Below are 14,659 nucleotides of genomic sequence, written 5' to 3'. Positions count from 1 at the left end.
TATCCGATTACCGCCCCGTCAACGCGAACGGGGAGGCCGGAAAGTCCTGCGCAACCACCGCAGCCAACTCCAGCACCGCTTCCCGAGTACCTGGACGCAGCCGGTCCAGATCGATTTCGGCGCCCTCTTCCAAATGCGGATCGAACGGAATCAGTTTCACCGCTCGACAGCGCTGCTCGAAGTGCTCGACGACCCGCGGCAGATCAACCTTGCCCGAGCGAGGCCGTACCGCGTTGATGACAGCTACGGACGTGGCTACCAGCCTGCTGTAACCGTGAGCGTCGAGCCAGTCAAGTGTTGCGGAGGCGCTACGTGCACCGTCGACGGAACCGGAACTGACGACGATCAACGAATCTGCACCTTCGAGAATGGCCTGCATCGCCGAGTGCATCAATCCGGTGCCGCAGTCGGTAGAACTATGCTGTAGAACTTCTCGAGCATGTCGACCGTGCGCGTGTAGTCCCCACCGCTGAAGGCCTCTGAAACTGCTGGATCGCTGTCGGAGGCAAGCACTTCGAGCCGGTGTCGATTTTGCGATGTGTAGCCACGGACGTCGCTGTACTTCTCGATACTGTTCTCGTCGCGCAGCAGGTTTCGCACTGTTGCCGGAGTTTCGAGCGGGATCTTCTGGCTCAGCGTTCCCCGGTCGGGGTTTGCATCGACAGCGACGACGCGATCGCCGCGGATCGAGCCGAACATCGACCCCAGTGTCGCTGTGGTCGTGGTCTTTCCGACGCCGCCTTTGAGACTGAGCACCGCAACCTTGTAGCAGCCCTGCAGCGGCTGGTTGATCTGGCGCGTCAACTCGACGAGGTGCTGCTCTTTTGCACCGTTTCCGAGGTTCACCGATCGGCCGGACAACGTGTACAGCGCCTTGCGCCAGCCGCCCACCGGGGCAGGCCGGACAGGCCGCTTGACGAGGAGCGCAGCCGAGAGATCTTGCGCAGTCATCGGGAGAGCGGACTCGAAGCGACTGTCCGGAGCCGAGGTGAGTCCGGTCTGCGGCATCGGAGCGCGAGTAGGTGGCGCCGTCGGCGGGGCCATCGGCACGGCCTGACCATTCTGGAGGGCGTGGCCGTTCTGCACCGGCGCAGCGCCGGGATGACCGAACTGCCGAATCGCGGGATTGGGCGGATGGACGCCGGGCGAAAAAGGTGCCTGCGGTTGCTGGAGCGGTCTCGCGGATGAATGCGCCGTCGGGCCGGGCTGCAGGTTCTGAACAGGCTGCAGGTTCTGAACAGGCTGCGAGTTCCGAACAGGCTGCGAATTCTGAACAGGCTGCGGAACGCCAGTTCGTGAATCCGGAAGCGACCCTCCACGATTCGTAGGTTCGTAGGTCTGCATCGGCATCGCAGGCGAGGTCGAGAACTGGCCGTTGATCGGGCCTGGCTGCGCTGCCGGATACTGGATGACCGGAGTCTTGGGACCTGGCACCGGAGCCGCTGGGGTCGTCGTCGGCGGCGGAGCGGCGGGTGCACTGGGCGCCTGGCCGGCGACTTGCTGGAGCGGCCCGGAGTCGACCGGGGCCACGAAGAGACTACGAACGTCGCTGGGAACCGAGTCCGATGACGGCTCGGGCGCGGATGCGCGCGGCTCGCGCCGCGTCGGCTCGGCAGGGCGCACCGGCTCCCACAATCCTGCTCCGGCGTCTTCAATCTTGTCGGCCATCTCGCCGCTCCCCCTCGTCGATCCCACAGCTACCAGACAGCTAGTAATTCGCCAAGCTGCATCGTAACTGTTGCCCGCCCCTGACGTACCTACCGGTAATACCTACAGACCGGTCGGCAGCCACCCACGGTACCTCGAGAGGATCAGGTGAGTCCCGCGTAGGAGTGCAAGCCGGAGACGACCATGTTGATGATGAAGAGATTGAACAGCATCGCAACAAAACCGGCGATGTTGATCCAGGCGGCCTTCGTCTCCCGCCACCCGGACGTTGCCCTCGCATGCAGGTAGGCCGCGTAGATCACCCAGGCGATGAAGGACATCGTCTCCTTCGGATCCCAACCCCAGAAGCGTCCCCACGCAGCTTCCGCCCAGATGGCACCGAGGATGACGCCGGCGCCGAACAGCGGAAACGCGATGATCGTGCTCTTGTACGCCAAGCGGTCGAGAGTCTGGGCATCCGGCAGTCGCTCTGCGATCCGGCCACCGATACTCGTGCCTTCGTCACCGGGCGGGAACTTCAGTCGCAGCAGGAACAGAAGGCTCGCGATACCGCCGATCATGAAGATTCCGGAACCGACGCTGACGATCGTCACGTGAATCGGAAGCCAGTACGAGCGCAGCGCCGGAACCACGGGAGCCGCGTCGGCGTAAAGGACCGTGCCGGCGAGGAACATCAAGATCAGAACCGGCACCAGCAAGAAGACCCACATCGGACGGTACGCCGGCTTGATCAACAGGACGTGCCCGACCAGCAACGACGCCGCACACGCCATCGCCACGAATTCGTACATGTTGCCGAGCGGGAATCGTTCCGTCGCAAATCCGCGGAGCACGATCGACGCGATGATCAGCACCGTTCCGACGACCAGGACAGCTCGGCCCATTCCGCCGAATCGTTCCGAGAGCGACTTGCTCGGAGTCTCCGCGACCCTGCCAGGCACGGATGCGCCGACACCGCCGGCGGAGACCAGTTCCTTGTCCTGAACCGCCTTTGCTCTGGCCGACGCGTACTGCACGATGAGCAGCACAAACGCCAGCACGAGCACGGTGAAGGCGGACTTGAAGGCCCAGTCGCTGTACTGCGCGAGTGTCTCGTTCGTTGTCATCGGGCGTTCTCCTGCGCGTGCGGTTGGTTCACCGCGGTGGTCGGATTGCTTTTCAGCAAGCGGTCGGCGAGGCGGTCGAACTCGTCGCCCCAGCCTGCGTGGTCGGTGCGGGCAAGCCCACCAAGTTCTACTACAGTACGTCGTTCGTCATCTGGATAGATACGTGCCCAGACGCGGCGACGCTTGATCACGAGCGAGACGAGTAGGCCCGCCATCATGGTCAACGCCGAAACCAACACCCACACCTGAGCGGGATCGTGGGAGACCTGCAGGTTCACGAAGTCGACGGCACCATCGAATCGCACCTGGGTTCCGTCGGCAAGCGTCGCGCTCTCCCCCGGAAACAGATTGACTCGATCCTGCTTGACCAGTCGGCCCTGATTGATCAGTTCGGTGTTGAGTTCGAACAGCGATTGCGGGTTACCGGTATCGAGTCCGGTGTCGCCCTTGTAGATGTCGATGGCGACTGCCGGATCGTTCATCGCCGGGTAACTCGACGACAGCAGGTTGCCGTGGAACAGCGCGGTGGGCGCGAACAATCCTTCGATGGCAATCTGATTCTTCCGACGCTCGTCCGCATCGGGATACATGCCGCCCGGCGGGTCGAAGCGCATCGCGCCACTGCTCAGGAACGTCGTGGCGTCGTCCGGACGCCACTGGAGCGTCTCGGTGCGGGTCTCACCGTTCGGGAACGTGACGGTGAACGTCGGCGCGTATCCGTGTCCCTGCAGGTACACACGATCGCCGGCGATCCGCAGTGGGTGGTTCACCTGGATGGTCGTGTCCCGCCAGGTATCGGACTCGAGGTCGTCGCCTGCCTGGTACGAGATGTCCGAGGTGAACATCTCGGCCTGACCGGTCTCGAGGTAGTCGGCCTGGAAATTCTTCACACGTACACACAGCGGGGTCATGCCGGTGCCGTCGAGGCTCAGACCGGCGACGAAGGAGTCGAACACTGCCGGCGAGGTCGTGCAGAACCCGGGGCCGTCGTTGGCGATGACGATGCGATTGCCCTCGTAGCCGAACAATTTGCCCGCGGCGATCGCGATCAACAATCCGACCAGCGAGAGGTGGAACACGAGGTTGCCGAACTCGCGGAGGTATCCCTTCTCCGCCGAGATGGTGATCTCGCCTTCGCGTCGTGATTTCGAATCGCCGCGACGCGTTTCGACGCGCCACCCGCGCAGTTCTTTCGACACCCGGGCAGCAAGTTCGTCGGGAGTCTCGCCGTCCACGACGCTCTTGGTGTGGTGCGGCAGGCGAGCAAGATTGCGCGGCGCATTCACCGGACGGGTGCGCAGCGCCTTCGCGTGCTCCACGCAACGCGGCAGGATGCAGCCGACCAGCGAGATGAAGAGCAATGCGTAGATCGCGGTGAACCAGAAACTGCTGAACACGTCGAACAATTCGAGGCGGTCCATCCACGGACCGAGCGTCGGACGCGCGGCGATGTAGTCGGTGACCTTGCCCTCGTTGAGGGTTCGCTGTGGCAGCAGGGCGCCGGGGATCGCAGCGAGCGCGAGGAGGAACAGCAGTACCAGCGCGGTCCGCATCGAGGTGAGCCCGCGCCAGGTGTTGCGCCCGAGTGCAACGACTCGACCGATCACCGACTGCTTCGGCAGCACGGGTTTCGGGTGGTCGTTATTGTCGTCAGCTGTCATATCGGCAGCGTCACCTCCGAGATAAATGCGTCGCGAACCCAGCCGACGAACTGGTCCCACGCGCCGGTGACGAGGGCGATTCCCACTGCCACCAACATGATTCCGCCGAAAATTTGAATGGTGCGTGCATTACGACGCAACCAGCCGACGCCGGTCAGCGCGCGCGCCGATCCCAGCGCCAAGATGATGAACGGCAGGCCGAGTCCGATGCAGTACGCGACGATCAACGTGACACCACGCGCGGCGGTCATCCCGTCGGTTCCCGCCGCTACGGACATCACGCCTGCCAATGTCGGACCGAGGCACGGCGTCCAGCCCAGAGCGAACACTCCCCCGAGCAGCGGCGCACCCACCAGTGACGACACGCGACGCGGTTCGAAACGAACGTCCTTCTGCAGCGCCGGAATCAGCCCGATGAAGACGAGACCCATTGCGATGGTGACGACACCGCCCACTCGCATCAGGACCTCGCGGTTGACGAGCAGCGTGGAGATCACGCCGAATACCGACGCGGTCGCGAGGACGAACACAACGGTGAAGCCCGCGACGAACAGTCCGGCCGCACCGGCCACCCTCAGTCGACTGCTCCGGGTGATCGTCCGCGTCTTCGCCTCTTCGGCGGTGATCGCGGGAGCGTCGGCACCGACGACGCCGGCCAGGTAGGACAGGTAGCCGGGAACGAGCGGCACGACGCACGGTGAAGCGAACGACACCAGACCGGCGAGCACACAGGCGCCGAGGGCGAGCAGAAGCGGACCGGACGACGCCGCGTTCTGAAACGCTTCGCCCACACCGGCACTCAATGTGTCGCTGCCGGCCAGCAGCGTAGTGGTCGTGGTTGTCATCTTTACTGCGCGTCTTCCTGAGCTACTCGCTGGACGACGGGCAGTAAATCCTCGGCGAGAAGTTCTTGGAGGAACACCGCGGCGACGCGATGCTGGCGGTCCAGCACGATCGTCGTCGGAATGACCGACGTGGGGTAGCCGTCACCGAGGGCGATCAGCGAACGCATCGACGGGTCGTAGATCGACGGGTACGAGACCTTGTTGTCGACCACGAAGTCCTGCGCTTTGTTCTTGGTGTCGTCGCGGACGTTGATGCCGAGGAACTGCACGCCCGAATCCTTGGTCTGCTCGTAGACCTGTTCCAGATCGTCGGCTTCGGCACGGCACGGTCCGCACCACTGACCCCAGACGTTGAGGACGACGACCTTGCCCTCGAAGTCGTCGACACCGACCTTCTGACCTTCGTTCATCAGATCGGGCCCGGAGAGCTTGCCGATGGTGCCTCGGTCGGACGGCGGATCGTAGAAGATCTTGGTTTGTCCGCCCGGTGAGACGAAGTCGAAAGTTCCGCCCTGTGCGACGGCGTCGTCGCCGGTCGCGCAGGACGAGAGAAGAAGCATCGCCGACGCAGCGGCTGCGAATGCTGCGGCGATGCGGCGCGAAATCATGCTCCTGTCACTCTCGGGTCGGAGGCGCCGGCAGGTTCGGAGTAGACGATGTCGACCAGGGTGTCGCCTTCGTAGACCAGTGACGTCAACGACGCCAGTCCACACTGACGGTGACGGGGATCGTGCCACAGACGCTCACCCTGCAGGAATCGACGCAGAGTCCAGACCGGAAGCTGATGGCTGACGACGACGGCTTCGTGTCCGACTGCCGCGACGCGTGCGGCATTGACGGCTGCGAGCATGCGATGCGCGATCTGCAGGTAGGGCTCGCCCCAGGACGGGGTGAACGGGTCACGCAGTTTCCACCAGTGACGCGGACGCGAGAGCGCACCGTCCCCGACGGCAACCTTGAGACCCTCGAACTCGTTGCCTGCCTCGATCAGGTTTTCGTCCGTGACGATGTCGAGCTTGTGTGCCTCGGCGATCGGAGTCGCGGTCTCTTGCGCCCGCTGCAGCGGCGACGCGACCACGTGGGTGATGTCGTGATCGGCGAGCACCGACGCGACCGCACGAGCCTGAGCTTCGCCCGCCACCGACAACCGGAAGCCCGGGAGCCGTCCGTAGAGGATCCCGCGCGGGTTGTGTACTTCGCCGTGGCGCAGGACGTGGACGATGGTGCGGGTGGACGTGTGGTCGGGGTGATCGGCGTCGGTCACAGTCGAGGGTCCTCGCTGAAGATGATGGATGTCGGAAGCGTGCGGGTGTTCTGGAATGGGAACTGGTCAGGGCTTGACGGCAGCAGCTGCGGCCTTGGCTGCGTGCGGCATGGCGTCGGCGATGATCGAGAAGGCTCGATCGTCGAGTGCTGCGGAGACGAACCACGCTTCGAACGCGCTCGGCGGCGGGTACACGCCGCGGGAGAGCAGTGCGTGGAAGAAGGCGGGGAATCGCCAGGTCTGCGCGGCTTTGGCTTCGTCGTAGTTGGTCACCGTGTTCTCGGTGAAGAACACGCTCACCAAGGTGCCTGCGTACTGCACTCGGTGTTCGACGCCTTCGGCGGTGAGTGCTTGGGTCATGAGGTCGCCGAGGGCGGTCGCGTTCCGGCCGAGCTTGGCGTACACCTCGGCGTCGGCGGCGCGCAGGCTCGCGAGTCCGGCGGCGACGGCTACGGGGTTACCCGAGAGGGTGCCTGCCTGGTAGACGGGACCGTCCGGTGCGAGGTGGCCCATGATGTCGGCGCGGCCGCCGAATGCTGCGGCGGGCAGGCCGCCGCTCATGACCTTGCCGAAGGTGTAGAGGTCGCCTGCGACGTTGTCGATGCCGTACCAACCCGAGGCACTGACGCGGAATCCGGTCATCACCTCGTCCATGATCAGGAGTGCGCCGTGCTCACGGGTGAGACGACGCAGACCCTCGTTGAAACCGGGAAGCGGTGCGACGGCGCCCATGTTTCCGGCGGCAGCTTCGGTGATGACACACGCGATGGCCCCGGGATTGGCCTCGAACGCCGCGGCCACCGCGTCGAGATCGTTGTAGCGCACGACGATGGTGTCTTCTGCTTGAGCGCCGGTCACGCCGGGAGAGGTCGGCAGCCCGAACGTCGCGAGGCCGGATCCGGCGTCGGCGAGAAGGGCGTCGACGTGGCCGTGGTAGCAACCGGAGAACTTGACGATCTTGGTCCGCCCGGTGAATCCGCGGGCGAGGCGGACTGCGCTCATCGTGGCTTCGGTTCCGGAGTTGACCAGGCGAACCTTTTCCACGGGCGCGACGCGGGCGACGATTTCCTCGGCGAGGGCAACTTCGCCTTCGGTCGGCGCACCGAAGGAGAGACCTCCGAGGGCTGCTTCGCGAACGGCTTCGACGACTGCCGGGTGAGCGTGCCCGAGAATCATCGGACCCCAGGACGACACCAGGTCGACGTAGTTGTTTCCGTCGACGTCGGTGAGGGTGTAGCCGGATGCTTCGCGAATGAATCGCGGTGTTCCGCCGACCGAACCGAACGCGCGGACGGGCGAGTTGACGCCACCCGGAATCACGTTGCCGGCACGTTCGAAGAGCCGAGCGGAGTTCGTTGCATGCACGTCGGGATCACCGGAAGACACAGTCACGGCTTCCAGTGTCCCAGTTCTGTCGAATCTGACAACGACAGGGTGTAGGACTTCGGTGCTCGAGGCGAGTTTTCCGGTCGAACCGGGCCCCGCGTGAGACGATTCCGGGCATGAAGCGACTGTTGACGACGCTGATGGTCTCGGCTGCGATTCTTCTCACATCGTGTGGTTCGGACGCTTCGAACGACGACAAGGCGACAGTTTCGTCGCCGCCGAGTGCCACCGACTCGGCTCGAACCACCGCGGCGACGAGCACCGACCCCGCGTTTCTCGGCGGGTGTTCGGCGGTGTCCGTCTACGTTCAGCAGCGTGTTCAGAGCGGCGACACGTCGACCCAGACGGCGGGCGCCGACTTCCTGAAGATCGTCGAGAACGACCCTTCGTACCAGGCTATGTCCGAGAGCGAGAAGGAACTCTTCCGCCAAGGAATCGAAGCGGGTGCCGCGGGCTCCTGCTGAATGTGAGGTTGGGATCGAACCGGGTTGCCCGCGGTGCGCTACGCGCTATCGTCGGTTCCATGGCCACCACAGCGGACCACCTCAGGACAACACTCGACGGACGCTGGCGGGAGGTGCGTGAGCGCGTTCGCGGCGAATTGAACGACGAACGTTTTGCTCCGCACTACACACCCAACACCGCCATTGCGCGCTCCAAGGCTCTCGAACAGATGCGGGTCCTCGCCGATCTCGGGTACGCCGCAAACGGTTTCGCGGTCTCTCACGGCGGAACGGGCGACGCGGGTGGCGCCGTCACCAGCATCGAGATGCTCGCGATGTCCGACCTCTCACTGATGGTCAAGGCCGGCGTCCAGTGGGGTCTGTTCGGCGGCGCCATCGAAAACCTCGGCACCGAGCGTCACCACCAGGCGTACGTCAAGCCGCTGATCGATCTGGACCTGCTCGGTTGCTTTGCGATGACCGAGACCGGTCACGGCAGCGACGTCCAGGAACTCGAAACCACGGCGACCTACGACGTCGAGACGGGCGAGTTCGTCGTCAACTCCCCCACTCCGTCCTCTCGCAAGGACTACATCGGCGGCGCTGCCCAGCACGCCACCGTCGCAGCGGTGTTCGCACAGCTGATCACCGGAGGCGAAAGTCAGGGCGTCCACTGCTTTGTCGTGCCGATTCGTGACGACGCCGGCAACGACCTCCCCGGCGTCACGACGTCCGACTGCGGGCTCAAGGGTGGACTGCCCGGAGTCGACAACGGCCGCATCGTCTTCGACCAGGTCCGCATCCCGCGTGAGAATCTACTCAACCGTTACGCCGACGTCGCCGAGGACGGCACGTACAGCTCGGCGATCGAGAACCCGAACCGTCGTTTCTTCACGATGGTCGGCACACTGGTTCGTGGACGTGTCACCGTCGGTGGTTCCGCGGCAGCGGCCGCCCGCGTCGGATTGGCCATCGCCGGTCGATACGCCCTGCAGCGCAGGCAGTTCAGTGCTCCGAAGAGTGACGACGAAGTCCTGATCATGGACTACCTCGTCCACCAGAAGCGTCTGCTGCCGTTGATCGCCCGCTCGTACGCTCTGCAGTTCGCACAGAACGAACTCGTAGCCGCGATGCACGACATCCAGAGCAGCGACGACCCGGATCCGCAGGAGCAGCGCGAACTCGAAGGTCGCGCCGCCGGACTCAAGGCCGCCAACACCTGGCATGCCACTCGGGCCATCCAGGAGGCACGCGAAGCCTGCGGCGGCGCAGGCTATCTCGCCGAGAACCGCCTCACCGCACTCAAGGCGGACACCGACGTCTTCACCACGTTCGAGGGTGACAACCACGTTCTGACGCAGTTGGTCGCAAAAGAACTCCTCACCTCCTACGCCGACGAAGTCCGCGGCATGAGCCCGGTCGACTGGATGCGCTTCGCCGCTACGACGGTCTCCGACGTGGTCAAGAAACGCACGGCAGCGCAGCAGATCCTGCAGACGATCGTCGACACTCGCCAGGACAACGAAGAGGACGGCAGCCTCTTCAATCGCGGCACCCAGATGAAGATGTTCGAAGACCGCGAAGAGTACCTACTCGCCACTGCGGCAAGGCGATTGCAGGCAGCGCAGAAGCGCGAGGAGAACCCGTTCGACGCGTTCAACTTCGTGCAGGACCACGTACTCAAAGCCGCTCAGGCGCACATCGAGCGCGTCATCCTGGAAGCATTCGTCGCCGGCATCGACTCGTGTGAGGACGAGACCGCAAAGGAACTCTTCGGCGAGGTGTGCGATCTCTACGCACTGTCCGTGATCGAAGAGGACAAGGCCTGGTTCATGGAGCACCGGCATCTGTCGGTGGAGCGTTCGAAGGCCGTGACGCGCGGAATCAACGAGCGTTGCCGCACCCTGCGCCCCCACGTCGAGACACTGATCGACGGGTTCGGCATTCCGGACATCCTGCTGGGGTCCGCGATGCTCGACGGACCGGGCACCGACGCGGTACGGCTGAAGTAAAGGGTTCGGGTGGGGTCGGCAATCGCCGGCCCCACCGCACTCAGTGCGCTGCTGCCTTTTTCGACTGGCGAGAGGCGAGCAGTCCGGTCAGGCCGAGTGCCGCGACCAGCCAGATCCCCAGAACGAGCAGGTGCGGTCCGGCGCCGTTGCCACTGAAGTAGATGACGGAGCGGATGGGCTCCATGGCTGCCGATCCGAGCCAGAACGAATGGATGTGCTGCCAGAATCCGGGCAGGAACGACACCGGAATGGCACCACCCGAACTCGGGAAGTTGATGAAAACGAGCACCGTCAGCACCGCGAAGATCGCGGCTTGGCCGAGCAGTCGATTGAGCAGAATGCTCACCGCACCGACGGTGAACGTGTAAACCATCGAGATTCCCAGCAGTTGCAGGATCTGGCCGAACGACGCCCCGAAGGCGTGCATGAAGATGCTGGTGATGCCGAAGGCTATGAGCGGGGTGAGTATCGCCGCACCGGCCAGGATCGAATACTGCTCTCGCAACCGCATTCTCGGCGCAACCTGACTGAGCACCGTGATGGTCAGGTAGCCACCGAGGGTGCAGACGATCAGGAAGTAGAAGAGTCCGACGGTCGAGGAGTCTCGCGCCGTGACAGGCGCCGAGTCGATCACCGTGACCTGCTGCCCCGTCTGCTCCGCAACCGAATGCGCCAAGCTGCTCACCACGGAAACCGTCGAGGCGCCCGCGCCGGTGGCGATATGTGCGGTCACGGTGTCACCGATCTCGATGGCGCCGATCGCATCGCGGTTGTCGATCCGAGAGAGTGCGTCGGCGGCGTTGGCTGTGGCAACGATGTCGAACTTGTCACCCGACGAAGCCTGGATTCCGTCGATCAGCGGGGCCGTGACGGACGGCGACCCGACCACCACGATCGGTGCCTGATTCGGCGTCGGCGAATGGAAGGCGCTGACGTAGCACAGGCAGAACATGATGACGAAGAACAACGGAAATGCGAGTCCACTGCCCACCATCTTCCAATTGGTCGGCGGATCGACAACTTCTTCGCTGGGTACTCGGACGTCGGTATCTGTCATATTCCACGCTCTCTTCACTAACCGCATCTAGCTGTCAACACCGTTGACAGACTCAACAGTCAACACCGTTGACACGTTATAGTCAACGCCGTTGACAACGCGGTCGGCGAGCGAGCACAGAGGTCGATGTCGTGACACCCACGAGGCACACGCCAGAGCAGGAGCACCCCTCGACATCCGAGGCGATTCGCGCGGCGGCGTTCCAACTGTTCGGCGAGCACGGGTTCGGCGGCACGTCAGTTCGCGCCATCGCCAAAGTTGCCGGAATCGATCCGGCCCTGGTCATCCGGCATTTCGGGTCCAAAGAAGCACTGTTCCTGGAAACCACGCCGGTTGCGGACTACTTCGAAGGCCAGTTCGACGGCCCACTCGACACCCTCGGTGAGCGAATCGCCGCCTTCGTCCTGGGCAAGGCCGACGCCCGGATGCTGTCGGTGTACACAGCGCTCATGCGAGCGTCGGACAGTCCACGCATCCGGGAGCGACTCCGAGACATGACCGGAGTATTCGCCACCAATCTCGCCGCTCGTCTAGACGGCGAAGACGCGTACACCCGCGCACTCCTGGTCTCCGCCCAGGTGTCCGGGCTGTTGAGCGTCCTCAGCGACGAGAGTATCCCCCAGTCCGCAGATCGCGACGAGTTGGCAAAACTCTACGGCCGGGCGATGCAGACGCTGATCGATCAGTACTGAGCGATGACCTCCTCGGCAAACCGCCGAACGGAGTCGAGTCGTCCCTGACGATCACCGGAGTCAACTCCGTAGTGATACCAGGGCAAAACTCTGATTTCCGTGACTCCGAGAGTCTCGAGTTCGCGATATCCGTCCAGATCACGAACATCCGTCGGCGAGACGTTGACGCCGAAAGGAACATCGGCACGACCGTACTCGACCCGCAATTCCGTGAGACGATCGATGGCGCAGGCTAATTCGGCTTTGGTCGTGTTCACCGACATCCAACCGTCGGCCAGCCTGGCTGCACGACGCAACCCCGGTTCGCTGTGCCCACCGATGTAGATCGGAACCGGAATCTCCGGAGCAGGACTGATCATCAGAGCGTCGAAATCGTAGTGCTTGCCGTGGTATTCGACCCATTCCGGCCCACGTCCCGCACACACCGCCTTGATGATCTCGATGGCTTCGTCGGTACGCGCGCCGCGGGTGCGCATCTCGGTACCGGTGAAGGTGAATTCCTCGGGAATCCAGGACAAACCGACGCCGAGAGCGACGCGGTTCCTCGACATCACGGCCATTGTCGCGACCTGCTTGGCAGTCAACAGCGGATCGCGCAGTGGAAGTTTGAACACGTTGGTGTAGAACTGAATTCGCGATGTGACGGCCGCCATCGCCGCCATGGCAATGAACGGATCAGGCATCGGCGTCTCGGGCGCCCACATCCGCTTCCCGTCAGCAGTGTACGGGTACGGCGCCGACACCTGCTCCGGATAGAACACGGAATCCGGCATCGCGATTCCGTCGAACCCCACCTCTTCGGCGACCTGCGCCAACTCGCACAGTTCCAGGGCGTCGATCATCGCACCCGCCAAGGACCACTTCATCGTTCCACCGTTTCGCCGTTGGGCGAGATCCAAGCGCCGCCCAAGAACATGATGTCGGTGATGTTGCGTACGACGCCGTGAACATTGCCGTCCCATGCGGTCAACACCGACGCCGGCCCCCAGATCACGTAAGGCACAGTCACGTTGGCGTACTCCTGCACCTTGCTGATCGCCTCACGAACAGCATCGTCCGTCGATGCCGTCTGCACAGCTGTGATCATCGCGTCCATCTCCGGGTCCGCGAAGCCGGACGGGTTGTTCTTCGAATCACTGGCCATACTGTTGTACAAATTGAGGTACGGCGCTTCTTCTCCGACCGGAGCGCCACCTCTGGTCATGTCGAAATCGTGGTCCTTGTATACCCGTCGAACCAGATCGGTCACATCGGTCGCGTAGTCGATGGTGACGTCGAAACCGATCGCGTTCAGCGACGCCTGAACCGTCAGTGCCGTCGCCTGTTGGCTCGGCTCCGAGGTGGTGAGGTAGCGGAGTTTCCCGTCAAACCCGTCGGACTTCGCTTGATCGAGCAGCGCCTTTGCCTTCACCTGATCGAACGGAATGCCTGCTGTGTTGTTGTACCAACGTGACGTCTGCGGGACCAGTTCGGAACTGGCGGTGCCCAATCCGTTGTTCGCCCGGGTATTGACCGCCGCCGGATCCACCCCGTAGGCGATCGCCTGACGGACGCGAACATCGGCCCCGGGCTTGCCCTCACGGTTGTTGATCGTGCCGATCCCGTTCTGTCCGGTCGGACTGAGGTAACCCGAGTATCCGTCGTCGAGAGCTTGTTCGATCACGGCCTCGTCGCGGAGGATGTACGTCATGTCGATCTGGCCGCTCTTCAACGATTCGTACTGAGACTGCGCACCCGACGTGGGAACAAACCGCACTGTGTCCAGTGGAGGTTTACCGCCCTGATAATCCGTGCGTGCGGCGAGTACCAGTTCTTCGTGCGGGGCGAACTTGGCCAAGGTGAACGGACCCGCCCCGATCGGTGTGAACGCTCTCTCCCCGGTTCCTGAAACCGACCCTGCCTCTCCCCCTGAACTTCGCGCAACGATCATTCCGGGCCCGAGCGACAACAGCGCCGGGAATTGACGCCAGGGCCGCTCGAGCACGAATTCGACTGTGGTGGCGTCGGGCGTCTCGATCCGATCCACGATGTTGAGCCAGGTCTGCGATACATCACCCTTGCCTGCCACGAATCGATCGATACTCCACTTCACCGCTTCCGCGTCGAGCGGACTTCCGTCGCTGAAGGTGAGGCCGTCAGCCAAAGTGACGGTGTACGAGGTGAAGTCGCTGTTGTTCGACAGTGTCTTCGCGAGTTGTGGCACGAAGCTCCCGTTTGTGGAGTCGCTCCGTACCAGCGTGTCGTAAATCGCGGCCATTTCGGTTCCGCCGGTCGAACCGGCGGCTTGCGTTCTCGTGGGGTCCAACGAGGAAGGGAACGAATAGGACCCGAAGGTGAGAACACCGCCGTCGATCCGCTCCCCCACATCTGGGGCGCCCACAAAACCAGCTGCGCCACTACTGCTCGGTGAAGCCGATCCCGAGTTGTCCCCACTGCTCGACGCGCAGCCGGCCAACATCAATGCACCGGCAAGCCCGAGCGCGACAAAGCGAGGGCCGAACCTAATCTTCCTGGTGTACATACGT

The 14,659-nt window shown here is 63.5% G+C and carries 12 protein-coding genes and 1 pseudogene; 3 read left to right on the top strand and 10 right to left on the bottom strand.

Annotated elements, in window-relative coordinates; all coding sequences use genetic code 11:
* Positions 1-7 precede the first annotated feature (7 nt).
* The 7 genes and pseudogenes from ACBG85_RS08335 to hemL all read right to left on the bottom strand — a co-directional run bounded on the left by ACBG85_RS08335 (position 8) and on the right by hemL (position 7,936).
* Positions 8-1,344: pseudogene (locus tag ACBG85_RS08335) on the bottom strand (AAA family ATPase).
* Positions 1,345-1,811: 467 nt separating this feature from the next.
* Positions 1,812-2,774, bottom strand: a complete 963-nt coding sequence (gene ccsB / locus ACBG85_RS08330) for a c-type cytochrome biogenesis protein CcsB (protein WP_372027055.1) — start codon at positions 2,772-2,774, stop codon at positions 1,812-1,814.
* Positions 2,771-4,435 carry a cytochrome c biogenesis protein ResB gene (locus ACBG85_RS08325; protein WP_003942064.1) on the bottom strand — a complete coding sequence of 555 codons (1,665 nt, stop codon included), beginning with the start codon at positions 4,433-4,435 and terminating at the stop codon, positions 2,771-2,773. Before ACBG85_RS08325 ends, ccsB begins: the two co-directional genes overlap by 4 nt.
* Positions 4,432-5,280 carry a cytochrome c biogenesis CcdA family protein gene (locus tag ACBG85_RS08320; RefSeq protein ID WP_007735278.1) on the bottom strand — a complete coding sequence of 283 codons (849 nt, stop codon included), beginning with the start codon at positions 5,278-5,280 and terminating at the stop codon, positions 4,432-4,434. Before ACBG85_RS08320 ends, ACBG85_RS08325 begins: the two co-directional genes overlap by 4 nt.
* A gap of 2 nt (positions 5,281-5,282) precedes the next feature.
* A complete protein-coding gene (locus ACBG85_RS08315) occupies positions 5,283-5,888 on the bottom strand; it encodes a TlpA disulfide reductase family protein (protein ID WP_003942071.1) in 606 nt (201 codons plus the stop codon).
* Positions 5,885-6,544, bottom strand: a complete 660-nt coding sequence (locus ACBG85_RS08310; RefSeq protein WP_003941868.1) for a histidine phosphatase family protein — start codon at positions 6,542-6,544, stop codon at positions 5,885-5,887. Before ACBG85_RS08310 ends, ACBG85_RS08315 begins: the two co-directional genes overlap by 4 nt.
* A 66-nt stretch (positions 6,545-6,610) precedes the next feature.
* Positions 6,611-7,936 carry a glutamate-1-semialdehyde 2,1-aminomutase gene (gene hemL / locus ACBG85_RS08305; protein ID WP_064074192.1) on the bottom strand — a complete coding sequence of 442 codons (1,326 nt, stop codon included), beginning with the start codon at positions 7,934-7,936 and terminating at the stop codon, positions 6,611-6,613.
* Positions 7,937-8,046: 110 nt separating this feature from the next.
* Here hemL and ACBG85_RS08300 point away from each other — a divergent pair, with 110 nt between their 5' ends.
* Both ACBG85_RS08300 and ACBG85_RS08295 read left to right on the top strand, forming a co-directional pair.
* On the top strand, positions 8,047-8,394 hold the full coding sequence (locus ACBG85_RS08300) for a hypothetical protein (protein WP_007735283.1): 348 nt from the start codon (positions 8,047-8,049) through the stop codon (positions 8,392-8,394).
* A gap of 59 nt (positions 8,395-8,453) precedes the next feature.
* The gene (locus tag ACBG85_RS08295) at positions 8,454-10,385 is read left to right on the top strand and encodes an acyl-CoA dehydrogenase (protein ID WP_024487810.1); all 1,932 of its coding nucleotides are present in this window, start codon (positions 8,454-8,456) and stop codon (positions 10,383-10,385) included.
* 40 nt (positions 10,386-10,425) lie between these two features.
* Here ACBG85_RS08295 and ACBG85_RS08290 read toward each other — a convergent pair whose 3' ends face one another.
* The gene (locus tag ACBG85_RS08290; protein WP_003941940.1) at positions 10,426-11,442 is read right to left on the bottom strand and encodes an ABC transporter permease; all 1,017 of its coding nucleotides are present in this window, start codon (positions 11,440-11,442) and stop codon (positions 10,426-10,428) included.
* A gap of 131 nt (positions 11,443-11,573) precedes the next feature.
* Between ACBG85_RS08290 and ACBG85_RS08285 the strand changes: the two genes are divergently transcribed.
* Complete coding sequence (locus ACBG85_RS08285; RefSeq protein WP_007735287.1) at positions 11,574-12,134, top strand: TetR family transcriptional regulator; 561 nt, start codon at positions 11,574-11,576, stop codon at positions 12,132-12,134.
* On the opposite strand, the gene ACBG85_RS08280 is transcribed toward ACBG85_RS08285, so the two are convergent.
* Entirely contained in the window at positions 12,125-13,000 is an 876-nt protein-coding gene (locus ACBG85_RS08280) for a TIGR03619 family F420-dependent LLM class oxidoreductase (protein ID WP_081557560.1), read from the bottom strand. The genes ACBG85_RS08285 and ACBG85_RS08280 overlap by 10 nt on opposite strands.
* Positions 12,997-14,655 (bottom strand): ABC transporter substrate-binding protein, encoded by a 1,659-nt coding sequence (locus tag ACBG85_RS08275; RefSeq protein WP_372027051.1) that lies wholly within the window; start codon positions 14,653-14,655, stop codon positions 12,997-12,999. The genes ACBG85_RS08280 and ACBG85_RS08275 overlap by 4 nt, the downstream gene beginning before the upstream one ends.
* Positions 14,656-14,659 lie beyond the last annotated feature (4 nt).

Source organism: Rhodococcus sp. NyZ502 (genome assembly GCF_041464245.1).
Taxonomy (GTDB): domain Bacteria; phylum Actinomycetota; class Actinomycetes; order Mycobacteriales; family Mycobacteriaceae; genus Rhodococcus_F; species Rhodococcus_F qingshengii.
Note: the sequence above shows the minus strand (reverse complement) of the source record. Positions and strands in the feature narration are given on the sequence as shown.